The following is a 22443-nucleotide window of genomic DNA, read 5'->3' on the forward strand; positions in this document are numbered from 1 at the left end:
CCGGCCCGCGACTTCTAGTGTATGCGTATGCATCTCACTGAAGCGGACATGCGGCGGATCGGCTCGCCCGTCACCGTGGCGAAGGCGCCGGCCGTCGCCGACAGCGCGGACCTGCGCGACCCGGCCGTGGTCGCCACCGTCTCGGAGATGCTGCGCACCATCTCCGCAGGCGGGATGGACGCGGTGCTGCGCTACGCCCGTGACCTCGACGGGTTCACCGGCTCCGACCTGCTCGTCGGTCCCGCCGAGCTCGCCCGGGCCGGGGACGAGCTGCCCGCGGACCTGCGTTCGGCGCTCGACGCGGGCGCCGACCGGACCCGCCGGTTCGCCGGGATGCAGCGGGCGCGGCTGCAGGACTTCGAGTCCGAGGTGCTGCCCGGGGTCGTGTGCGGACAGCGCCTGGTCCCCGTGCAGAACGTCGGTGCCTACCTCCCCGCGGGCCGGTTCCCGCTGCTGGCCGGCGCGTTCATGACCGTCGGTGTGGCCGGGGTCGCGGGCGTGCCGAACGTCGTCGCGGCCACCCCGCCCTCGCGCGACGGCCGCCCGCACCCGGCCGTGCTGTACGCGGCGCACATCAGCGGTGCCGACGCGGTCTACGCCGTCGGCGGTGTGCAGGCGCTCGCGGCCATGGCGTTCGGGCTGCTCGACGGGACGCCCTCGGACATGATCGTCGGCGCCGGCAACGCCTACGTGGCCGAGGCCAAGCGCCAGCTCTACGGGCAGGTGGGCATCGACGTGCTGGCCGGGCCGTCGGAGGTCGCCGTGATCGCCGACGACACCGCCGACGCCGCGACCGTCGCCGCGGACCTGCTCGCCCAGGCCGAGCACGGGCCCACCTCGCCCGCATCCCTGGTCACGACCTCCGGGCGGCTGGCCGAGGAGGTGCCGCGGGAGATCGAGAAGCAGCTCGCGGGCCTGGCGACCGCCCCGATCGCCGGAGCGGCCTGGCGCGACCACGGCACGGTCTACCTGGCACCGGACCGGGAGACGGTCGCCCGGGTCATGGACGTCCTCGCTCCGGAGCACCTCGAGGTGATCGCCGAGGACCTCGACTGGTGGCTGGGCCGGCTGCGCAACTACGGATCGCTGTTCCTCGGTCCGCACTCGACGGTGGCCTACGCCGACAAGGGCATGTCCGGCACCAACCACGTGTTGCCGACGACCCGGGGCGCGCGTTACACCGGCGGGTTGTCGGTGGCCGGCTTCCTCAAGCAGCTGACCTACCAGCGGGCGACCCGCGAGGCGACGCTCGCCCAGGCCGGGCCGACGGTCACCGTCTCGGACTTCGAGCAGCTCGTCGGGCACCGCGACAGCGCCCGCATCCGACTCGACGCGCTCCGGGACTGATCGCGCATGCGTATGTACGAGCGAGCTTCTTCCGGCGGCCGCGGCGCCCGTCCGCCGATGGTGGCGGTGGTGGTCGCCGTCGTCCTGCTGCTCGCCGGGTGCGGCGCCGGGTCGCGGACACCCGCCGCCACCGCCACGCTCGTCCCGTGCGACTTCCCACCGCCACCATCGTCGGTGGACGTGAACGTCCTGGCCTACAACTCCTCGGCGATCGACCCGTTCACCAACTCGATGGTGCGCAGCTGTTCCAAGGACGGGGTGACCCTGCACCACGAGCCGGTCGACTACGCGGGCCAGTCGCAGAAGACGACGGCCACGCTGGCCGGGCGCTACGGCACCTACGACATCCTCGAGACCTACGGGTTCGTCGTCCCGCAGCAGGCCTCCACCGGCAAGCTGCACCCGCTCGACGACCTGATGAGCCGCTACGGCGCGCAGTTCGGGCTCGACCGGCTCGACCCGCAGATGCGCGCGGCGCTGTCCTACGACGGGAAGCTCTACGGCATCCCGATGCAGGCGCAGACCTTCGTCATGGCCTACCGCCGCGACGTGTTCGACCGCCTCGGCATCACCCCGCCGCGGACCTTCGCCGAGCTGCGCGAGGTCGCGGGCCGCATCCAGCGCGACGGCGGGATCCGCTACCCGCTGGCCCTGCCGCTGCTGGCGAGCTCGGACGTCGCGACGGCCTACGACGCGGCACTGGGCTCGCTGGGCACCGACTACGTCGACCGCGACACCGGCCGCCCGAACTTCGACACCCCGCAGGCCGCGCAGGCCTTCACCGAGCTGCGGTCGCTGCTGCCGTTCATGGACCCGCAGGTCACGACGTTCGCCCAGCCCGCGGTGCAGCAGCAGATGTACAACGGCTCGGCGGCGATCGCGATCATGTTCAGCGGCCGGATGCTCGACCTCACCCAGCCGGCGAACAGCCGGTTCGCGACCGACTTCGCGTTCGCCCCACCGCCGTCGGTCGCCGGCGGGGACGTCCTCTACAACGCCCTGTCGGTGGACGGCTGGGCCATCCCGGAGAACACCGAGGTGGACAAGGACCTGCTGTTCCGGCTGGTCGCCGCGTCGGTGGGGGAGGAGTCGTCGCGGGCCGCGGTACCCGCGGCGTTCCCGGCCCGCGAGGGCATGGTGACCCCGGCGAGCAGCCCGTTCGCCGCCGCCCAGCTCGACGCGATCGGCCGGGCGTCCCCGCCGGAGCCGTTCCCGTGGACCTCACGGATCAGCAACGAGACCCGCCCGGTCGTCGCCGACGTGCTGGCCGGCCGGACGACGATCCCGGACGGTCAGCAGCGGATGCAGGAGATCGCGACCGCGATCGTCGCCGAGTACCGGCGCTGACCCCCTTCCCACCACCCACGAGAGCGAGGTGAGGCGACCATGCGCAGGCGCGAGTTCCTGGGACTGGTCTCCCCGAGCCTGCTGGTGATGCTCGGCCTGCTGCTGTTCCCGCTCTACAAGACCGTGGAGTGGAGCCTGCAGCGGGTCAACTACGGCGAACCCGGCACCTTCCTCGGCCTGGACAACTACGCCCAGGCCCTGTCCGACCCGCGGCTCGGGCGGGCGGTGCTGTTCACCGTCGGCCTGACCGTCGCCGTCGTCGCCGTCCTGCTGGTCGGGGGCTACCTGCTCGCCGTGCTGGTCAACGGGCTCGGCCGGTCCCGCCCCTGGGTGCTCGGCGTGCTCCTGGTGTCCTACGTCGTGCCCAACGTCGTCGGCGCGACGATGTTCTCCTGGCTGTTCGACTCCAACTTCGGCGGCGTCGTCAACTACCTGATCACCGAGCTCACCGGGGCCGAGATCCTCTGGTTCACCGAGCCGTGGGCGAACCGGGTGATGATCGGTCTCAACACGGTCTGGTTCATGCTGCCGTTCGCCATGCTGGTGATCCTCGCCGGGCTGCAGGGCGTCCCGGGGGAGATCGTCGAGGCCGCCCGGATCGACGGCGCCACCGGCTGGCGGGTGCACTGGCACGTGATCGTGCCGAGCATCCGGGGCGTCCTCACCTTCGTCTCGATCATCTCGATCATGGACGTGCTGCGGACGTTCGACCAGCTCGTCCCGCTCTCGCCGCAGGCACCGCAGATCGGCAACGAGTCGATCATGCTCTACATCTACAACATCGCCTTCCAGGACGGCGGCCAGCAGCTGGGGCTCGGCAGCGCGATCAACGTGCTGCTCATCGTCCTGATCGTGCTGCTGCTCTCCCCGTTCATCCGGGACATGGCCAAGGAGGCCCGCCAGTGAGCAGCGTGCAGACCGCCCCGCCGGCCACCACCCCCGGCCCGTCCGACGACACCGGCCCCGCCCCGGCCCGCCGCCGCCCACGCGGGCGGACCGTCCTGGTCGGTGGCCTGCTGCTGGTGATCTGCTGGGTGATGCTGAGCCCGGTGCTGTGGACGGCCATGTCGGTCACCAAGCCGACCGACGTCGCCTTCCTCGACCCGCCGGTGTTCACCTGGGAGCCCACCTTCACCGCGTTCGTCGACCTCTGGCAGACCACCGAGTTCTACCGGTACCTGCTCAACACCCTGGTCGTCGCGCTGATCAGCACGGTCATCGCGCTGCTGATCGGCATCCCCGCCGCGTACGCGCTGTCGCGCTACCCGGGCTGGGTGTCGGTCGCGCTGCTCATCGCGGCGCTGATCTTCCGCGCGCTGCCCCGGTTCGCCGTGGTGCTGCCGATGTACGAGCTGTCGCGTTCGCTGGGGATCTACGACACGACCTTCGCCGTCGCCGCGGCGCTCGTGGCCATCAACCAGCCGTTCTCGATCTGGCTGCTGCGCAACTTCTTCGCCGAGATCCCCAAGGAGCTCGACGAGGCCGCGATGCTCGACGGTTGCAGCCGCTTCCAGATCCTGTGGCGGGTGATGGTGCCGCTGATGGGCCCGGGCATCCTCACCGCCGGGATCTTCATGTTCCTGTTCGCGTTCCAGGAGTACCTGACGGCGAACGTCCTCACCGACGTCGTCGCCCGCACCGTCCCGGTCTTCATCGCCACCCAGCTCGGGCAGACGCTGCCGATGCTGCAGCAGGCCGGCGCCGCCGCGATCCTGCTGACGCTGCCGGTGATCGGGTTCGCCTTCGTCGCCCAGCGGTACCTGGTGGCCGGTCTGGGCGCGGGCTCGGTCAAGGGCTGAGCGGTGCCCGCCGTCCCGTCGTCCCCGCCGCTGGTCCTGCTGCCGGGCATGAACTGCTCGGCCCGGCTGTGGGGCCCGGCGGGGGCCGGGGCGCTGCACCCGGTCCTCGACCGGCCGACCCTCGACGACCAGGTCGAGGCGCTGCTCGACGCGCTGCCCGACCGGTTCGCCCTCGGCGGGCTCAGCCTGGGCGGGATCGTCGCGATGGCGCTGACCCGGCGGGCCCCGGACCGGGTCGCCGGGCTGTGCCTGATGGCGACCAACGCCCGCCCGCCGACGCCCGCGCAGCGCGCCGGCTGGGACGCGGCGCTCACGCGGCTCGACGACGGCGCCCCCGCCCGCGCCCTGCAGCCCCTGGAACTGCTGCTGCACGACCGGTCGCACGACGACACCGCGTTGCGGATGGCCGACGAGGTCGGTGAGCGCCGGCTCGCGGCCCAGCTGCGGCTGCAGGACTCGCGCGTCGACGAGCGCCCGGCCCTGCCCGCCGTCGCGGTGCCGACCCTGGTGCTGGCCGGTGCGCTCGACCGGCTGTGCCCGGTCGAGCGGCACACCGAGATCGCCGGGCTGGTGCCGGACGCCCGGCTGCACGTGCTGCCGGGCGCCGGTCACCTGCTCCCGGTCGAGGTCCCGGACACCGTGGCGACGCTGGTGGCCGGGTGGACGGCCACGGTGCACGCCCGGGAGCGGGCCCGGGCGGCGGACCGGCACTGACCGGGCCGGCTGGTCCCGAGCTGGCGTCCTGATCCCGATCTCGCGTGCTGATCCGGAGCCCGCGCGGTGATCGGCTGTTCGCGCGTGTCGGGACGCGCGCGAGGACCGGCTCTGCGCGCGGACCGCGGATCACCGCGCGCGGGGGAGCCACGATGCCCGAAGGCGGGGACGTGCCGAGCCCCGGCACCGGGGCGTCGCGCCGCCGGGCCGGCCGCACCCGTCCGTGGGCCCGGCGCCGATCGGGCCCGCCACACGAACGGCACGAGCGAGGGTTCCGGTGCCGTCCGTGGCACCGCAACCCTCGCTCGTGGTGGGCATGGCCGGAGCCGCCGCTCCCGGCGACGGCGCTCACCCCGTCGCCGCGGCCAGCTCCCGGAACGACGCCATCATGACCGCGGTCAGGTTGTAGACCACCAGCTGCGCCCCACCCGCGAACGACGCCGCGGCCGCGTCCGCCGAACCCGCGAGGTCGGCCCGTACGGCGTCCCGGACCGCCGGGTCGGCGCGCACCGACTCCAGCATCCCGGCGACGGACGGGTCGGTGCCCGTGCGGGACGCACCCAGGTCCGCGACGCCGACGAGCCAGCCGTCGATCCCGTCCACGCCGACGATCTCCCCGGCGCGCGCGAGGGCGCCGGGCGACTCCAGCATCGCCACGAACAGCACGTCCTCGGCCGCCGCGCGGTGCTCCTCGGCGGTGACGCTGCCGAACCTCCCCGCCCGCGGGTAGGTCGCGAACCCCCGTGTGCCGTGCGGGGGATGACGCAGCGCCCGCACCAGTGCCGTGGCCTGTGCGGCGTCCTCCACGTGCGGGGCGACGATCCCGCGGGCGCCCTGGTCGAGCGCCCGCTGGGCGAGGTGGTGCTCGTCCTCCCCGGGGCGGACGAGGACCGGCAGGCCGTGCGCGTCGGCGAACGCGATGTGGGTGCGCAGCATCGACACGTCGGCCGGCCCGTGCTCGCAGTCGATCAGGACGAAGTCCAGACCGGCGACGGCGAGCATCTCCACGATCTCCTCGCAGGGCATCCGCACCAGCGCCCCGGCGAGCCGTTCCCCGGCGGCGACCCGCGCCCTCACGCGATCATCCCGGCGGACAGGTCGACGTCGGCGCCGGACAGCCCCGGCATGGCGAGCATCGCGACGACGGCCGCGCCCACCTCGTCGGCGGTGATCATCCGGCCGAGCGCGGCCCGCCCGACGAACGCCGCACGCGCCGCGGCGACGTCGGTGCCGGTCCGCTGCGCCTCCAGCGCGAAGTTCCGGTCCATCCGGTCGCCCTCGACGGGGCCGGGGGACAGCGCGTTGACCCGCACCCCGGCCGGGCCCGCCTCGAACGCGAGCGTCGAGGTCAGGCCGAGCACCGCGGTCTTCGACGCGCAGTAGGGCGTGCGCCGGGCCAGCGGGCGCTTCCCCGACACCGAGGCCACGTTGACCACGTCGCCGTCCCCGCGCTCGAGCATCGGCGGCAGGAACGCCCGGCACACCAGGTAGGTGCCGCGCACGTTGACCGCGAACACCTCGTCCCACTCCTGCGGGCTCACCTCGACCAGCGGGGCCACCGGACCGGCGACCCCGGCGTTGTTGACGACGATCGAGACCTCCTCGTCGGCGAGCCGGACCGCCAGGTCCGCGACGGAGTCCGGGTCGGCGACGTCGCACACCTCGGCCCGGGCGGCGGGCCCGATCCGGGCCGCGGTCGCGGTGAGGGCGTCGGCACGCCGCCCGGCCAGCACGACCCGCGCCCCGGCACGGGCCAGGTGCGACGCGATCGCCGCACCCAGCCCGCTGCCGCCGCCGGTCACCAGGGCGGTGCGTCCCGTGACCGGCGTGCTCACGACCCGGCCACCGGTGCCGTGCTCCCGAACGGCGCGATCTCGTCCAGCCAGCCGACGCGGTCCCCGCCGTGCCGCCAGGCCCGCAGGTCCCCGGAGCGGGCGTGCCCCTCGAACTGCTCCACCCGCGACGCGCGCCCGCACACCCGGCCGAGCTCGGCGCTCGTCGCGGGGTCGCGGACCTCCTGGTAGGTGCAGGTCTTGAGGTACTTCCCGACCCACAGCCCGCCCGTGTAGCGCGCGGCGCCGAGCGTGGGGAGCACGTGGTTCGTCCCGATCACCTTGTCCCCGTAGGACACGCAGGTGTTCTCCCCGAGGAACAGCGCACCGTAGTTGCGCATCCGCTCCAGGGCGTCGCGGGGCTCGGCGGTGAGGACCTGGACGTGCTCGGCGGCGAGGTCGTCGGCGACCCGCCACATCTCGTCGGCGTCGTCGCACACGACGATCCGGCCGTGGTCGTGCCACGCGGGCCCGGCCAGGTCGTTCGTGGGCAGGCCCGGCAGCAGCCGCCCGACCAGGTCGAGCACGGCCCGGCCCAGCGCCTCGGAGGTCGTGACGAGCACGGCGGGGGAGTCCGGGCCGTGCTCGGCCTGTGACAGCAGGTCGACGGCGACGGTCAGCGGGTCCGCGGTCCCGTCGGCGACGACGAGGATCTCGGTGGGGCCGGCGAACAGGTCGATGCCGACCTCCCCGAAGAGCTGCCGCTTCGCCTCCGCGACGTAGGCGTTGCCCGGCCCGGCCAGCATGTCGACCGGGGAGACCGACTCGGTGCCCAGCGCCATCGCCGCGACGGCCTGGACCCCGCCGAGGACGTGGATCTCGTCGGCGCCGGCCAGGTGCATCGCCGCCACCGTCGCCGCCGGGACCTCGCCGCGGATCGGGGGCGTGGCCGCGACCACGTGCGGCACTCCCGCGGCCTTCGCGGTCACGATCGTCATGTGCGCCGAGGCGGTCAGCGGGTACCGCCCGCCGGGTACGTACGCGCCCGCCGAGCCGACCGGCACGTGCCGGTGCCCGAGGACCACCCCGGGCAGCGTCTCGACCTCGACGTCGTGCAGGGACTCCCGCTGGACCCGCGCGAAGTTCCGGACCTGGTCCTGCACGAACCGGATGTCGTCGACGACCTGCTGCGGCAGCGACGCGACCAGCTCGTCGACCCGCGCGGGGGTCAGGCGCTCCGGTGCGCGGCCGTCGAACCGGTCCGCGTACTCCCGCACCGCCGCGTCGCCGCGCGTCCGCACGCCGTCCACGATCGCCCGCACCCGTGCGGCGACGCCCTCGTCGCTGCGGCGCGGGGCCGACCCCGTCGCGCTCTTCAGTTCCTGCGACATTCCGTCCTCCCTGGCATAACATACGTATGCGCTACGGCTCCGCAGTGAACGGCGGCGACGCGCCGCTGTCAAGGGTGCGTCCCGGGGCGCACTAGGCTCGGCGCGCGGTCGGGGGAAGGGCGGACATGGTCACCAGTCGCGACGTGGCGAGGCTCGCCGGGGTCTCGCAGCCGACGGTGTCGCGCGCGCTCACCGATCACCCGCGGGTCTCCGAGGCGACCAAGCGCAGGGTCCGTGAGGCGGCCCTGGCGCTGGGCTACTCGACCAACGCGATCGGGCGCGCGCTGTCGGTGGGCCGCTCGAACCGGATCGGGCTGGTCGTCGCCGACCTGGAGAACCAGTTCTACGCGAACATGATCGGCCCGCTGCACCACGAGCTGGAGGCACTCGGCCACGAGCTCGTGCTGATCACCGAGTCGGCCGGGACCGCGCCGCTGCCCGAGCGGGTCGCCGCGCACGGCCTGGCCGGGGTGGTGCTGTCGACGACGACGGTGGACTCCATCCAGCCCGCCCGGCTGCGTGACCGCGGCGTGCCGTTCGTCTACCTGAACCGGACCGCGCCCAGCGTGGCCGCCGACGCGGTGACCGTCGACCCCGAGCAGGGTGTGCGCGAGGTGGTCGCGGAGGCCGTCCGCCTGGGTCACACCCGGATCGGGGCCATCTTCGGGCCGCGCAACACCAGTACCGGTGAGCTGCGCGAGCAGGTCGTCCGCACGGTGCTCGACGAGCACGGGCTGGCGCTCGCCCAGCGCGACGTCCTGCACGGTCCGTTCGACTTCGCGACCGGTCGCGAGGGGTTCCGCACGCTACACGAGCGGGCCGGTGGGCCGACGCTGCTGCTGTGCGGCAACGACGTCGTCGCGCTCGGGGCGCTCGACGCGGCCGCCGAGGCCGGCGTCCCGGTGCCCGGTCACACCTCGGTGGTCGGCTTCGACGACCTGCCCACCTCGCGCTGGGCCCTGGTCCGGCTCAGCACCGTCGCCTACGACCTGGACGAGGTCGCGCGGGAGTCCGCCCGTCTGGTCGTCGCCCGGCTGACCGACCCCGGGGCCGAGCCGCGGCACGTCGTGTACCCGACGCACTACGTCGCCCGCGCCACCGTGGCCGCGCCCCGGGCGTAGCCGCTCCCGTCGCCGGAAATCCCCGCGGGGCCCTTGCCGGGCGGTTGTGCATACGCATACAGTGCGAGGCGCACGGAACCGACGAGGAAGGACCACCATGACGCTCGACCCGGTCGCGTACGAGCCCTACAACGACCCGGACGACTTCATCCGCGAGGTGACCGACCGGATCTGGGTCCAGCGGGACGTGTCCTACATCGTCGACAACTACGAGCCGGACTCGATCGTCCACGGCGGTCTCGGCACCGTGATCGGCCGCGACGGGGTGATCGAGGGCAGCCTGATGCGCATCGCGGGCACCCCGCAGCACGTCGGCCAGGCGGAGGACGTGGTGTGGGAGGCCCGCGGCGACGACGCGTTCCTGAGCTCGCACCTGGTCTTCTCGGCCGACGAGATCCTCGTCGACGGCGTCGTGAAGCGGATCCGCAAGCGCACCATCGCCAACTGCCTCTACCGGCGGGGCCGCATGGTCGAGGAGTGGGTGGTCCGCGACGAGCTCGCCGAGTGCCTGCAGCGGGGCATCGACCCGGCCGAGGCGGCCCGGGGGCAGCGTTTCCGCGGCTACCAGGGCTCGATGACCGAGCAGCCGCCGAAGGACGTGCTCGCCGTCGGCGACAGCGGGCCGCGGCCGGACGACTTCCGGCCCGAGTGCGAGATGGTGCTGGAGTTCCTCGAGGAGGTCTGGAACTCCCGGCGCTACCAGAAGGTCACCGACTACATGCACCGTGACCTGTTCCTGCACACCGTCGGGGACCGGACCGTGGTGCGTCCGGACGGCTACCAGCGCGACCTGCTCGCGCTTGTCGCACCGTTCCCGGACGCCCGGTTCGAGGTCCGCGACGTCCAGACCAACCACGCCGAGCGCTACGCCGGCCTGCGGATCGCGGTGACCTGGGTGATGCGCGGGACCTACCGCGGGACACCGGCGTTCGGTCCGCTCACCGGGGGCGAGGTGGAGTTGCTCGGCGTCTCGCAGTTCCTGGTCCAGGGCGGCCGCATCGTCAAGGAGGTCCGGGTGTTCGACGAGATCGCGCTGCGTGCGCAGATCGACGCCGGCCGGACCGAGGCGTTCACCGACACCAACATCTACTGACCGGAGCACCGACATGCACGACACGGTGGTCAGCGCGGACGAGCTCGTCCGCCGCACCGTCCGGCACGCGGACTGGGTCCCGTGCAGGGCCGCGTTCATCGACTGCCGCACCCCGGGCTCGGACCGCAAGGACAACTACTCCTTCATCGGCCCCGGGGTCACGCAGAACGCGTCCCAGCACGTCAACCTCCGCGAGCCGCACGGCTTCAACCTCGGTGCGGCGGGCATGCCGCACGGCACCACGAACAGCCTGCACCTGCACTTCACCGCCGAGGTCTTCATCAACCTCGACGGCGACTACCAGCTCCGCTGGGGCCCGGACGGCACGCAGGGCACCTACCGCAGCGTCGACGGCGACATCGTCTCGGTCCCGCCGTGGATCTTCCGCGGCTTCACCAACGTCGGCGACGACGACGGCATCCTGCTCACCGTCCTGGGCCGTGACGACACCGGCGGCATCATCTGGGGCCCCACGGTCCTGGCCGAGGCCGCCGGTCACGGCCTGCACCTCACCGCGGACAACCGGCTCATCGACACCGTCGCCGGGGACCCGCTGCCCGAGGACGTCGCGCTGATCCGGCCGATGGACCAGGCCGAGATCGACCGGCTCGACGTCTACACCGCCGAGCAGTTCCGCGGCCGCGTGGTGCACGCCGCCGACCGGCCGTGGGTCGCCGAGCCCTACCTGTGCTCGCGGCTGCCCGGCGGTGGCGCCGAGCTCGCCCCGGTCATCGGCTGGGGCACCGCGGAGAGCCGGGCCGCGGCACCGCGGCTGCTCGACCCGCACGGGTTCGCGCTGGCGTGGCTGCGCGCCCTGCCCGGGGACGGCGTGCTCACCCACCGGCACGACGCGACCCAGGTGCTGACGGTGAAGGCCGGGCACTGGGCGGTCACCCTCAACACCGGCGACGACGCGCGCACCGTCGAGCTCGGCCCGCGGGACACCCTGTCGGTGCCGCCCGGCGCCTGGCGGTCGATGACCGCGCTCGACGCCGACGGCGGCCGGACCGCCACCCCCGGCACCGGTGAGCTGCTGGTCGTCACCGGCGGCGACGGCCGGGTCCGGCACGAGTGGGCGCCCGAGGTCGTGGCCGGTGCCCGTGACCGGGGCCGGGTCCTCGACGCCGACGGCTACCTCGCCCCGGCCGCGGTGCTGGCGTTCGCGGCCGAGGACGACTGAGGCCGGGCCGATGCCGCGGACGGGACCCACGGGGCCGACGGGGGCGGCGCCCGGACCGGTGGTGCCGGGTGCCGCCGGTGCGGTGACGGTGGCGGCGTGCCGGATCCCGGCGCGGATCGACGCCCCGGACCCGGCGGTCGCCGAGGGCGCGGTGCGCGAGGCGGTCGCCGGCGGGGCCCGGCTCGTCGTCCTGCCGGAGCTCACCGTCTGCGGCTACGCCTTCGCCGACGCCGCCGAGGCGCGGGTCGCCGCCGAACCCGCCGACGGTCCCACCGTCGCCCGCTTCGCGGCCCTGTCGGCGGAGCTGCGCTGCGTCGTCGTCGCCGGGTTCGCCGAGCTCGGCGACGACGGCCGCGTGTACAACAGCGCCGTCCTCGTCGAGGACGGGGTGCGCCGCGCGGTCTACCGCAAGGTCCACCTCTGGGACCGCGAGCACACGCTGTTCACCCCCGGCCACGCCGCACCGCCGGTCGTCCCGACCGCGGCCGGCCGGATCGCCCCGATGGTCTGCTACGACCTGGAGTTCCCCGAGTGGGTGCGCCGGGCCGCGCAGGACGGCGCCGAGATCGTCGCCGCGCCGGTGAACTGGCCGTGGCGCCCGACCCCCGGCGGGCAGCACCCGCTGGAGGTGGCGAAGGTGCGCGCCGTCGCCGGGGCGTACCGGGTGCACGTGGTGGCCGCGGACCGCTGCGGCACCGAGCGCGGGGTCGCCTGGTTCGGGGCGCCGGTGATCGCCGGCGCCGACGGGGACCTGCTCGCCGGGCCCGGCGGTCCGCCGCCGGGGGAGCCCGGCGTGCTGCTGGCCACGCTCGACCCGGCCGCCGCCCGCGACAAGCGCCTCACCGCGCACAACCACGTCCTGCGCGACCGCAGGCCACCGCTGTACCGCGAGCCCGATCCCCCACCGGAAGGACCACCACCATGGCCGGCGTGACCTACGACGCGGTGACGCGGCGCTACCCCGGGTCGCCCCGGGCCGCCGTCGACGCCCTGGACCTCGAGATCGCCGACGGCGAGTTCCTCGTGCTGGTCGGGCCGTCGGGCTGCGGCAAGACCACCTCGCTGCGGATGCTCGCCGGTCTGGAGGACGTCGACGGCGGCCGCATCCGCATCGGCGAGCGCGACGTCACCGGCGTCGCCCCCAAGGAACGCGACATCGCGATGGTGTTCCAGAACTACGCCCTCTACCCGCACATGTCGGTCGCCGAGAACATGGGCTTCGCGCTGCGGATGGCGGGGACCGCGAAGGCCGAGATCGCCCACCGGGTCGCCGAGGCCGCGCGCATCCTCGAGCTGGAGGCCTACCTCGAGCGCAAGCCCAAGGCGCTGTCGGGCGGGCAGCGCCAGCGTGTCGCGATGGGACGCGCGATCGTCCGCCAGCCGCAGGTGTTCCTGATGGACGAGCCCCTGTCCAACCTCGACGCCAAGCTGCGCGTGCAGACCCGCACCCAGATCGCCTCGCTGCAGCGCCGGCTCGGGGTCACCACCGTCTACGTCACCCACGACCAGGTCGAGGCCATGACGATGGGTGACCGGGTGGCCGTGCTCAAGGACGGTCTGCTGCAGCAGTGCGCCGCCCCCGGCGAGCTCTACGCCCGCCCGGCCAACGCCTTCGTCGCCGGGTTCATCGGCTCGCCCGCGATGAACCTGCTGAGCCTGCCGGTGGCCGCGGACGGCGTCCGGCTGGGCGGTGTCGACGTCGCGGTGCCGCGCGGGGCGGGGGACACGGTCACCCTCGGGGTCCGCCCCGAGGACCTGCACCTCGCCGACGACGGCATCCCCCTGGAGGTCGACCTGGTCGAGGAGCTCGGCGCGGACGCCTACGTCTACGGCCGCACCCGCCTCGACGGCGTCGAGCACCCGATGGTCGCCCGGGTGGACGGGCGCCGGCCCCCGGCGCGGGGCACCGGGGTGCACCTGGCACCGGACCCGGCGCGTACCCACCTGTTCGCCGCGGACGGCGCCCGGCTGGGCTGACGGCCCGGGCGCCGCCGCCCGGGTCCCTCAGTCCCGGCCCCCGGCGGCGCCCACCCGCCGGTCCCAGCCGGTGCGGACGCCGTCGTCGACGGGGCGGGTCGCGAGCGAGACCGCGACGAACGCGACCAGCCCGCAGCCGAGCCCGGCGAACACCGGCTCGTTGGCGTAGAGGTCCCCCAGCACGAGCATCGTGCCCAGCGTGACCAGGGTGCCGACGCCCATCGCGGCCAGCGCCCCGGCCCGGGTCGCACGCCGCCAGAGCAGCCCGCCCAGGACCGGGACGAGCAGCCCGCCGACGAGGATCCCGTAGGCGAGGGTGAGCGCGGCGACGACGTCGCGCAGCAGGCAGGCGATCCCGATCATGACGACGCCGAACACGGCGACCGCCCACCGGTTCCCGGACAGCTCGTCGCGGGTGCCGTCGCCGTCGCCGCCCCCGTCCGGGCGGGTCGTCCCGGCGCCGCGTGCGTCGCGGCGGCGGCGCAGCGCTGCCAGCAGGTCCTGGTCGAACACGGTCGCCGTCGCCAGCAGCGCGCCGCTGGAGGTCGACATCACCGCCGACAGGGCCGCGGCCAGCACCAGCCCGGCGAGCACCGGGGGCAGCGCCGCCTCGACGACCGCGGCGAAGGCGTCGTCGCGCTCGGCCAGGCCGGGGACGACCACCTGCGCCGCCGTGCCGATCAGGGCGCCGACGACGCCGTAGGCCAGGCAGTACACGCCCGCGCCGAACCCGGCCCAGCGGGCGACGCCCGGGGAGCGCGCGGTGAACACCCGCTGCCAGATGTCCTGGCCGATGAGCAGACCGAAGCCGTAGGTCACGAAGTAGGTGACGATCGTGCCGCCGCCGATGGTGGTGAGCGACAGGGCGTCGGCGGGGACCGCGGCGACCAGCCCGTCCCAGCCCCCGGCCCGCCAGAGCACGACCGGCAGGAGCACCAGGAAGATCCCGACCGTCTTGATCAGGAACTGGACGAAGTCGGTGAGGGTCACCGACCACATCCCGCCCAGCGTCGAGTAGACGACGACGACCGCCCCGCCGATCAGGATCGACGGGATCCGGGGCAGCCCCAGCAGCACACCGAAGATCGTCGCGTAGGCGATGGTCGAGGTGACCGCGAGCATCAGGGTGTAGGCCCACATGACGATCCCGGACGGGGCGCCGAGCCCGGTGCCGTAGCGCAGCTCCAGCATCTGGCCGACGGTGAACACCCCCAACCGCTGGATCCGGCCGGAGAACGCCAGCGACAGCACCAGGATCCCGGAGCCGATCGCGACGACCAGCCACATCCCGGACAGCCCGTACTGGTAGCCGAGCCCGACGCCGCCGATCGTGGAGGCACCACCGAGGACGACGGCGGCCATCGTCCCGGAGTACAGCCACGGCCCGAGCCGGCGCCCGGCCACCAGGAAGTCGGCGCGGTCGACGGTACGGCGGCGGCCCCAGAACCCGAAGGCGATCATGGCGGCCAGGTAGAGCACGACGACGGCGACGTCCATCGCCCTCACCCCTTCCGGTTGGCGGCGAGGACCGACAACAGCTCGTAGGCCACGTGGGCCGCGGCGATCCCGGTGATCTCCGCATGGTCGTAGGCGGGGGAGACCTCGACGACGTCGGCCCCCACCACGTCGACCCCGACCAGCCCGCGCAGGCAGTGCAGCAGCTCCCGGCTGGTCAGGCCGCCCGCCTCGGGGGTCCCGGTACCGGGGGCGTGCGCGGGGTCGAGCACGTCGATGTCGACCGAGACGTAGACCGGGCCGGTCCCGAGCCGGCGCCGCATCCGCTCGACGACGGCGGGGACCCCGTCGGTCTGGAACACATCGGTCTCGATCACCTGGAAGCCGAGGACCTCGTCGTCGGCGAGGTCGTGCTCGCCGTAGAGCGGGCCGCGGATGCCGACGTGCAGGCACCGCCGCGGGTCGAGCAGTCCCTCCCGGGCGGCGTTGCGGAACGGGGTGCCGTGGGTGATGTCGGCGCCGAAGTAGGTGTCCCAGGTGTCGAGGTGGGCGTCGAAGTGGACGACCCCGACGGGCCCGTGCGTGCGCGCCACCGACCGCAGCAGCGGTAGCGCGACGGTGTGGTCACCCCCGAGTGCGAGCAGGGTCGTCCCGTCCGCACGCAGGCGGTCGGCGGCCTGCTCGACGGTGCGGATCGCCTCGTCGATGGAGAACGGGTTGATGCCGAGGTCGCCGGCGTCGGCCACCTGCTGGGCGGCGAACGGCGACACCCCCAGCGGTGGGTGGAAGGGCCGCAGCAGCTTCGACGACGCCCGCACGTGGGCCGGCCCGAACCGGGCGCCGGGACGGTAGGACACCCCGGCGTCGAAGGGGAGGCCGAGTACCGCGACGTCGGCGCGGTCGACCTCGTCGAGACGGGGCAGCCGGGCGAAGGTGGGCGGACCGGCGAAGCGGGGGACGACGGTGGCGTCGACCGGGCCGACGGGCATGGCGGGCCTCCTCGGGACGGGGTGGGCTCACGGTCGGGCACGGAACCGGCGAGGAGAAGTGACGAAACGTCGGACGAGGAGGGAGGCTGATGGACGTGATGTCCATCCCGCCCTCCGGTGTCACGCTGACGACCCTGCTCGGGGACCCCGCCCTGCGGCTCGGCCGCGCCGCGGTCGCCGACGCCGACCTGGGACTCGCGGTGACCGCGGCCGCGGTGTCGGAGCTGACCGAGCCCGGCCCCTGGCTCGAGGGCGGGGAGCTGCTGCTGACCGTCGGGTTCCTGCTGCCGTCCGACGTCGACGGGCTCACCGGCTACTGCCGGCACCTGCGCGAGCACGGGGTGGCCGCACTCGGGATCGGACTGGGGGCCGACCTGCCGCACCGGCGCACCCCCGAGGCGCTGGTCACCGCCGCCCGCCGGGCCGGGCTGGCGCTGCTGGCGGTCCCGGACGGGGTGCCCTTCGTCGCCGTCACCCGCGCGGTGTTCGCCCACCGTGACGCGGCGGAGCGGGCCCGCCTGCAGTGGGCGCTGCGCACCCAGCGGGCCCTGACCGCGGCCGCGGTGGCCCCCGGCGGGCCCGCGGCGGTGCTGACCGCACACGCCGAGGCCACCGGGCGGTCCGCGGTGGTCGTCGACCTGCTCGGGCGGGTGCTCGCCGCGGCACCGCCCGACGGCGCGGACACGCTCGCCGCCGAGCTGTCCGGCACCGTCGCCGCGGTCCGCCGGCGGGGACTGCTCGGTGCCGCGGTGGAGTCCGCCGGGGGTCGTCGGCGGGAGGTGCACCCGCTCGGCTCGCACCGGATCCGGGCGCTGCTGCTGGTGGACGGCCCGGCCCGGGGCGGGCACTCCAACCAGGTCACCGGGGACCTGGTGTCGCTGCTGTCGCTGGACCTGGAGCGCCGCGCCGGCCTCGACGCCGCCGGCCGCCGGGAGCGGGCCCGGCTGCTCACGACCCTGGAACGCGGGGTGGTCGACGACGCCGTCGCCGGGCGCAGGCTGGCCGCCGCCGGGCTCGCCGAGCAGCCGCTGCGGGCCGCGGTGGTCGCGGCGCCCCGTCCCGACGAGCTGGCCGCCGACCTCGCCGCGGTGCTGCCCGACGCCCTGGTCCGGGTGGTCCGCGACGCGCCCGGCGCCCCCGCCGGACGGGTCGAGCTGGCCGCGCCCGCGTCGGCGCCGCTGGACACCGTGCTCGCGACGCTCGCCGCGGGCCGCCCGGCCGGGGTCGGGATCGTGGTGCGGCCCGGTGCCCTGGCGGTGTCGCTGCGCCAGGCCCGGTCGGCGCTGCCGGTGGCCCGGCTGAGCGGGCGCCCCGTGCACGCCGCCGACGTCGCGTCGGCCCGGATGCTGCTCGCCCTGCTCGACCACGAGCGGCTCGGCGGGTTCGCCGACGCCGTCCTCGGCCCGTTCGACGCCGACCCGCGCGGCCCCGAGCTGCTGCGCGCGGTGGCGGCGTTCGTCGAGCACAACGGCCACTGGGAGGCGACGGCGACCGCGCTGGGCGTGCACCGGCACACCGTGCGGAACCGGATCACCGCGGCCGAGCAGGTCAGCGGACGACGCCTGTCCGCGGCCCAGGACCGCCACGAGCTGTGGCTCGCCCTGCAGGCCCGTGACCTCGGGCGGGCCGGTACGGACGGGGTCTCCCCGGGCGGGAACGGCGCCGATCGGCTCTGATGGCGGGGTGCCCACCGCCGGATCCCCCGTCCTGGACCGCTTCGACGGCTGGATCTGCGGGCTGGGCACGACCTCGGGCAGACGGATCGTGGTCGGCCACTGGCCGGACACCCCGCTGGGGTCGTTCACCGACGTCATGACCGAGTCCGCCGACGGGCACCGCACCCTGCTCGCCCCGAGCGAGGAGGTCGCGGAGTTCGTCTCGGCCACCTACACCTTCGACGAGGTCCGGGTCGTCCCGGTGACCCACACCGTCGACGACGACCGTCGCCGGGTCGTGGCGGGCCCGCTGGAGGTGAGCTGGCGGATCGGCGGCCGCCCGCTGCTCGGCAGGCTGCTGCGCGCGGTCCCGGGACCGCTCGCGGTGCACCCCTGGTGGTTGCGGGTGATCGACCCGATCGCCCGCAGGGCCGTGCCCGGGGTACGGACCGTCGGCAGTGCCGGCGGCGGCCGGCGCGAGTACTACGGGGCCCGCGACCTGCACCGGGTCGCCGCCGCCTGGGCCCGCTGGGACGACGGCGACTGCGGCGGGCTGGCCGCGGTCGTCCCGCCGGTCCGGTTCGGCTTCGGCTCGGCCCCCGCCACGCCGTCGCACGTGCGGATCACCACCCTGGTCGAGCGCTCCTTGACGTGACCCGGTGGCGCCACCGATGGTGACTCACGACAACCGAAGACGGCGAGCGGAACCCCAGGAAGCCGGTGCGAGTCCGGCGCGGTCCCGCCACTGTGACCCCTCGCCCCGGCGAGGGGGAGCCAGACACTGCGCCCGTTCGCCGCGCCACCCCACCCGGGACGAGGATCCCGAGGAAGGTACGTCGATGACGCGCGCCCACGCCGCCCCCGGAGCCGTCCGGTGATCCTGCTGCTGTCCACCTCGGACACCGACCTCCTCTCGGCCCGGTCCTCGGGTGCGGACTACCGCCTCGCGAACCCGAACCGGGTCACGCACGACGAGCTGGCGGAGATGGCCGACGCGGCCGACGTCGTCGTCGTCCGCGTCCTCGGCGGGTACCGCTACTTCGAGGAGGGGCTGGACCTGCTGCGGGCCCGCGCGACGCCGCTGGTCTGCCTGGGCGGGGAGATGGCCCCGGACGCGGAGATGATGGAGCTGTCCTCGGTGCCCGCGGGCGTCGCGGCCGAGGCCCACACCTACCTGGCGCAGGGCGGCACCGAGAACCTGGCGCAGCTGCACGCGTTCCTGTCCGACACGGTGCTGCTCACCGGCGAGGGGTTCGCGCCGCCGGTGGAGCTGCCCGAGTGGGGCGAGCTGTCCCTGCCCGGCACGGAGGTCGACGGACCGACGGTGGCGGTGCTGTTCTACCGCGCCCAGTTCCTGGCCGGGAACACCCGCTACATCGAGGCGCTCTGCGAGCAGATCGCGGCGAAGGGCGCCCGCGCGCTGCCGATCTGGTGCGCGTCGCTGCGCCAGGCCCCGGCCGCGCTGCTGGAGCGGCTGCGCGAGGCCGACGCCATGGTCGTCACCGTGCTCGCTGCGGGCGGCACCAAGCCCGCAGGCGCCCAGGCCGGCGGCGAGGACGAGGAGTGGGACGTCACCGAGCTGGCCGCGCTCGACGTCCCGATCCTGCAGGGCCTGTGCCTGACCAGCTCCCGCGCCACCTGGGAGGCCAACGACGACGGGATGTCCCCGCTCGACGTCGCCACCCAGGTCGCCGTGCCGGAGTTCGACGGCCGGCTGATCACCGTCCCGTTCTCGTTCAAGGAGACCGACGCCGACGGCCTGTCGGTCTACGTCCCCGACGACGAGCGGGCCGCCCGGGTCGCCGGGATCGCGGTGAAGCACGCGACGCTGCGCCGTGTCCCGAACGCGGACAAGAAGATCGTGCTGATGCTGTCGGCGTACCCGACCAAGCACGCGCGGATCGGCAACGCGGTCGGGCTGGACACCCCGGCGTCGACGGTGGCGCTGCTGCGGACGATGGCCGCGGCGGGCTACGCGGTCGCCACCGAGGGCGAGGCGGCGTTCCCGGGCGTCGAGGCCGGCGACGGCGACGCGCTCATGCACGCCCTGATCGAGGCCGGCGGGCAGGACCCGGACTGGCTGACCGAGGAGAAGCTGGCCGGCAACCCGGTGCGGATCTCCGCCGCGACGTACCGCAGCTGGTTCGACACGCTGCCCGAGGACTTCCGGTCCGGCGTCGAGGAGCACTGGGGCGAGGCGCCGGGCGAGCACTACGTCGACCGTTCGCAGAACCCGGACGGCGACATCGTCGTCGCGGCTCTGCGCCGCGGCAACGTCACGCTGATCGTGCAGCCGCCCCGCGGGTTCGGGGAGAACCCGGTCGCGATCTACCACGACCCGGACCTGCCGCCGTCGCACCACTACCTCGGTGCCTACCGCTGGCTGGCCGCGCCCGAGTCCGAGGGCGGGTTCGGCGCGCACGCGATCGTGCACATCGGCAAGCACGGCAACCTGGAGTGGCTGCCCGGCAAGACGCTGGGCATGTCGGCCTCCTGCGGCACCGACGCCGTCCTCGGTGACCTGCCGCTGGTCTACCCGTTCCTCGTCAACGACCCGGGGGAGGGCACCCAGGCCAAGCGCCGGGCGCACGCCACCCTGGTCGACCACCTCATCCCGCCGATGGCGCGCGCCGAGTCCTACGGCGACATCGCCCGGCTGGAGCAGCTGCTCGACGAGCACGCGAACATCTCCGCGCTCGACCCGGCGAAGCTGCCCGCGATCCGCCAGCAGATCTGGACGCTGATGACCGCGGCCCAGATGCACCAGGACCTGGGCCTGGAGCAGCGTCCCGACGAGGACGTCTTCGACGACATGCTGATGCACGTCGACGGCTGGCTGTGCGAGATCAAGGACGTCCAGATCCGCGACGGCCTGCACGTGCTGGCCCAGGCACCGGCGGGGGAGCAGCGCGTCGACCTGGTGCTCGCGGTGCTGCGCGCCCGGCAGATGTGGGGCGGCGAGCAGTCCGTGCCGGGTCTGCGCCAGGCGCTCGGGCTGGTCGAGGACGGCTCGGAGTCGAACACCCGCACCGACACCGTCGAGACCGTCGCCCGTGCCCTGTGCTCGGCGATGGAGGCCCGTTCCTGGGACCCCGCCGCCGTCCCCGCGGTGGTCGCCGAGCACCTGGCCCTCGCCCCCGGTGGCCCCCAGGGGAACTCTCGTAGCGCTCTAGGCCACGAGAGTTCCCCCGGGGGCACCGGTGGGGGGCTCCCGGGCGTCGACGTGGACGCGGTCGCGGCCGTGCTGCGCTTCGCCGCCGACGAGGTCGTGCCCCGGCTCGACGCCACCGCGCACGAGCTGGACCGGGTGCTGCACGCCCTCGACGGCGGGTTCATCCCGGCCGGCCCGTCCGGCTCGCCGCTGCGCGGGCTGGTCAACGTGCTCCCGACCGGGCGGAACTTCTACTCCGTCGACCCCAAGGCGGTCCCGTCGAAGCTGGCCTGGGAGACCGGGCAGGCGATGGCCGAGTCGCTGGTCGAGCGCTACCGGGCCGACCACGGCGAGTACCCGCGCAGCGTCGGCCTGTCGGTGTGGGGGACCAGCGCGATGCGGACCTCCGGCGACGACGTCGCCGAGGTGTTCGCCCTGCTCGGTGTCCGCCCGGTGTGGGACGACGCGAGCCGTCGCGTGCGCAGCCTGGAGGTCATCGACCTCGCGGAGCTCGGCCGCCCGCGCGTCGACGTCACGGTCCGCATCTCCGGGTTCTTCCGCGACGCGTTCCCGCACGTCCTGGCCCTGCTCGACGACGCGGTGAAGCTGGTCTCCGAGCTCGACGAGACCCCGGAGCAGAACTACGTCCGCGCCCATGTCGACGCCGACCGCGAGCGCACCGGCGACGACCGTCGCGCCCGCACCCGGATCTTCGGCTCCAAGCCGGGCACCTACGGCGCCGGGCTGCTGCAGCTCGTCGACTCCCGTGACTGGCGCGGTGACGCCGACCTCGCCGAGGTCTACTCCACCTGGGGCGGCTACGCCTACGGCCGCGGCCTCGACGGGGTCCCCGCCCGGGACGACATGGAGAACGCCTACCGGCGGATCGCGGTGGCGGCGAAGAACATCGACACCCGCGAGCACGACATCGCCGACTCCGACGACTACTACCAGTACCACGGCGGCATGGTCGCCACGGTGCGCGCGCTGACCGGTACCGCGCCGGCCGCCTACGTCGGGGACTCGACCCGTCCGGAGGCGGTGCTTACCCGCAGCCTGCACGAGGAGACCGCCCGGGTCTTCCGTGCCCGCGTGGTCAACCCGCGCTGGATCGCCGCGATGCGCCGGCACGGTTACAAGGGCGCGTTCGAGATGGCCGCGACCGTCGACTACCTGTTCGGCTGGGACGCCACCACCGGCGTCATCGCGGACTGGCAGTACGAGACGCTGACCGCCGAGTACGTGCTGGACCCGGACAACCGGAAGTTCCTCGCCGAGTCCAACCCGTGGGCGCTGCACGGCATGGCCGAGCGGCTGCTGGAGGCCGTCGACCGTGGTCTCTGGGAGAGCCCGGAGTCCGCGACGCTGGACGCGCTGCGCCAGGCCTACCTGGAGTCCGAGGGCGACATCGAGGGAGACGGCTGAGCCGCGGGACCCTCCGGCCTTGACATC

At 74.5% G+C, this 22443-nt stretch carries 18 protein-coding genes and 1 riboswitch; of the genes, 13 read left to right on the forward strand and 5 right to left on the reverse strand.

The window, feature by feature from the left end; all coding sequences use genetic code 11:
• The first annotated feature begins 27 nt into the window (after positions 1–27).
• Genes hisD (ND486_RS21870) through ND486_RS21890 form a run of 5 tightly spaced genes read left to right on the forward strand, consistent with a single transcriptional unit; the run spans position 28 to position 5207 of the window.
• Positions 28–1347: a histidinol dehydrogenase gene (gene hisD, locus ND486_RS21870; protein ID WP_224402792.1), complete on the forward strand. Its 1320-nt coding sequence runs from the start codon at positions 28–30 to the stop codon at positions 1345–1347.
• A gap of 6 nt (positions 1348–1353) precedes the next feature.
• Positions 1354–2694 carry an ABC transporter substrate-binding protein gene (locus ND486_RS21875; protein ID WP_251786346.1) on the forward strand — a complete coding sequence of 447 codons (1341 nt, stop codon included), beginning with the start codon at positions 1354–1356 and terminating at the stop codon, positions 2692–2694.
• Positions 2695–2733: 39 nt separating this feature from the next.
• Positions 2734–3600, forward strand: coding sequence for a carbohydrate ABC transporter permease (locus tag ND486_RS21880; protein ID WP_062402601.1), 867 nt, complete (start codon positions 2734–2736; stop codon positions 3598–3600).
• Positions 3597–4493, forward strand: a complete 897-nt coding sequence (locus ND486_RS21885; protein WP_083658872.1) for a carbohydrate ABC transporter permease — start codon at positions 3597–3599, stop codon at positions 4491–4493. The genes ND486_RS21880 and ND486_RS21885 overlap by 4 nt, the downstream gene beginning before the upstream one ends.
• Positions 4494–4496: 3 nt before the next feature.
• Positions 4497–5207, forward strand: a complete 711-nt coding sequence (locus ND486_RS21890) for an alpha/beta fold hydrolase (protein ID WP_251786348.1) — start codon at positions 4497–4499, stop codon at positions 5205–5207.
• Between the two features lie 348 nt (positions 5208–5555).
• Here the strand turns inward: ND486_RS21890 and ND486_RS21895 are convergent, their stop codons facing one another.
• The 3 genes from ND486_RS21895 to hisD (ND486_RS21905) are packed head-to-tail and all read right to left on the reverse strand — an operon-like array spanning position 5556 to position 8370.
• Positions 5556–6284: an aldolase/citrate lyase family protein gene (locus ND486_RS21895; RefSeq protein ID WP_251786350.1), complete on the reverse strand. Its 729-nt coding sequence runs from the start codon at positions 6282–6284 to the stop codon at positions 5556–5558.
• A complete protein-coding gene (locus ND486_RS21900) occupies positions 6281–7042 on the reverse strand; it encodes an SDR family oxidoreductase (protein WP_251786352.1) in 762 nt (253 codons plus the stop codon). Before ND486_RS21900 ends, ND486_RS21895 begins: the two co-directional genes overlap by 4 nt.
• Positions 7039–8370, reverse strand: a complete 1332-nt coding sequence (gene hisD, locus ND486_RS21905) for a histidinol dehydrogenase (protein ID WP_251786354.1) — start codon at positions 8368–8370, stop codon at positions 7039–7041. The genes ND486_RS21900 and hisD (ND486_RS21905) overlap by 4 nt, the downstream gene beginning before the upstream one ends.
• Before the next feature lie 125 nt (positions 8371–8495).
• On the opposite strand from hisD (ND486_RS21905), the gene ND486_RS21910 reads away from it, so the two are divergent.
• From ND486_RS21910 to ND486_RS21930, 5 genes are all read left to right on the forward strand, one after another.
• Entirely contained in the window at positions 8496–9491 is a 996-nt protein-coding gene (locus tag ND486_RS21910) for a LacI family DNA-binding transcriptional regulator (protein ID WP_062402620.1), read from the forward strand.
• Between the two features lie 97 nt (positions 9492–9588).
• Positions 9589–10584, forward strand: a complete 996-nt coding sequence (locus ND486_RS21915) for an ester cyclase (RefSeq protein WP_251786356.1) — start codon at positions 9589–9591, stop codon at positions 10582–10584.
• A gap of 13 nt (positions 10585–10597) precedes the next feature.
• Positions 10598–11764, forward strand: coding sequence for a hypothetical protein (locus ND486_RS21920; protein ID WP_208819589.1), 1167 nt, complete (start codon positions 10598–10600; stop codon positions 11762–11764).
• A 61-nt stretch (positions 11765–11825) separates the two neighbouring features.
• A complete protein-coding gene (locus tag ND486_RS21925) occupies positions 11826–12698 on the forward strand; it encodes a nitrilase-related carbon-nitrogen hydrolase (RefSeq protein ID WP_251786371.1) in 873 nt (290 codons plus the stop codon).
• Entirely contained in the window at positions 12686–13741 is a 1056-nt protein-coding gene (locus ND486_RS21930; protein WP_251786373.1) for an ABC transporter ATP-binding protein, read from the forward strand. Before ND486_RS21925 ends, ND486_RS21930 begins: the two co-directional genes overlap by 13 nt.
• Positions 13742–13768: 27 nt before the next feature.
• On the opposite strand, the gene ND486_RS21935 is transcribed toward ND486_RS21930, so the two are convergent.
• Both ND486_RS21935 and speB read right to left on the reverse strand, forming a co-directional pair.
• Positions 13769–15238, reverse strand: coding sequence for a sodium:solute symporter (locus ND486_RS21935; protein WP_251786375.1), 1470 nt, complete (start codon positions 15236–15238; stop codon positions 13769–13771).
• 5 nt (positions 15239–15243) lie between these two features.
• Positions 15244–16185 carry an agmatinase gene (gene speB / locus ND486_RS21940; RefSeq protein WP_251786377.1) on the reverse strand — a complete coding sequence of 314 codons (942 nt, stop codon included), beginning with the start codon at positions 16183–16185 and terminating at the stop codon, positions 15244–15246.
• An 89-nt stretch (positions 16186–16274) separates the two neighbouring features.
• Here speB and ND486_RS21945 point away from each other — a divergent pair, with 89 nt between their 5' ends.
• From ND486_RS21945 to cobN, 3 genes are all read left to right on the forward strand, one after another.
• A complete protein-coding gene (locus tag ND486_RS21945; protein WP_251786379.1) occupies positions 16275–17861 on the forward strand; it encodes a PucR family transcriptional regulator in 1587 nt (528 codons plus the stop codon).
• 7 nt (positions 17862–17868) lie between these two features.
• The gene (locus ND486_RS21950) at positions 17869–18495 is read left to right on the forward strand and encodes a hypothetical protein (RefSeq protein WP_251786381.1); all 627 of its coding nucleotides are present in this window, start codon (positions 17869–17871) and stop codon (positions 18493–18495) included.
• A 55-nt stretch (positions 18496–18550) separates the two neighbouring features.
• A riboswitch (cobalamin riboswitch) is annotated at positions 18551–18624 on the forward strand.
• Between the two features lie 90 nt (positions 18625–18714).
• Positions 18715–22416: a cobaltochelatase subunit CobN gene (cobN, locus tag ND486_RS21955; RefSeq protein ID WP_251786382.1), complete on the forward strand. Its 3702-nt coding sequence runs from the start codon at positions 18715–18717 to the stop codon at positions 22414–22416.
• The last annotated feature ends 27 nt before the right edge of the window (positions 22417–22443 follow it).

The sequence above is a fragment of the Pseudonocardia sp. DR1-2 genome, assembly GCF_023717215.1.
GTDB lineage: Bacteria > Actinomycetota > Actinomycetes > Mycobacteriales > Pseudonocardiaceae > Pseudonocardia > Pseudonocardia alni.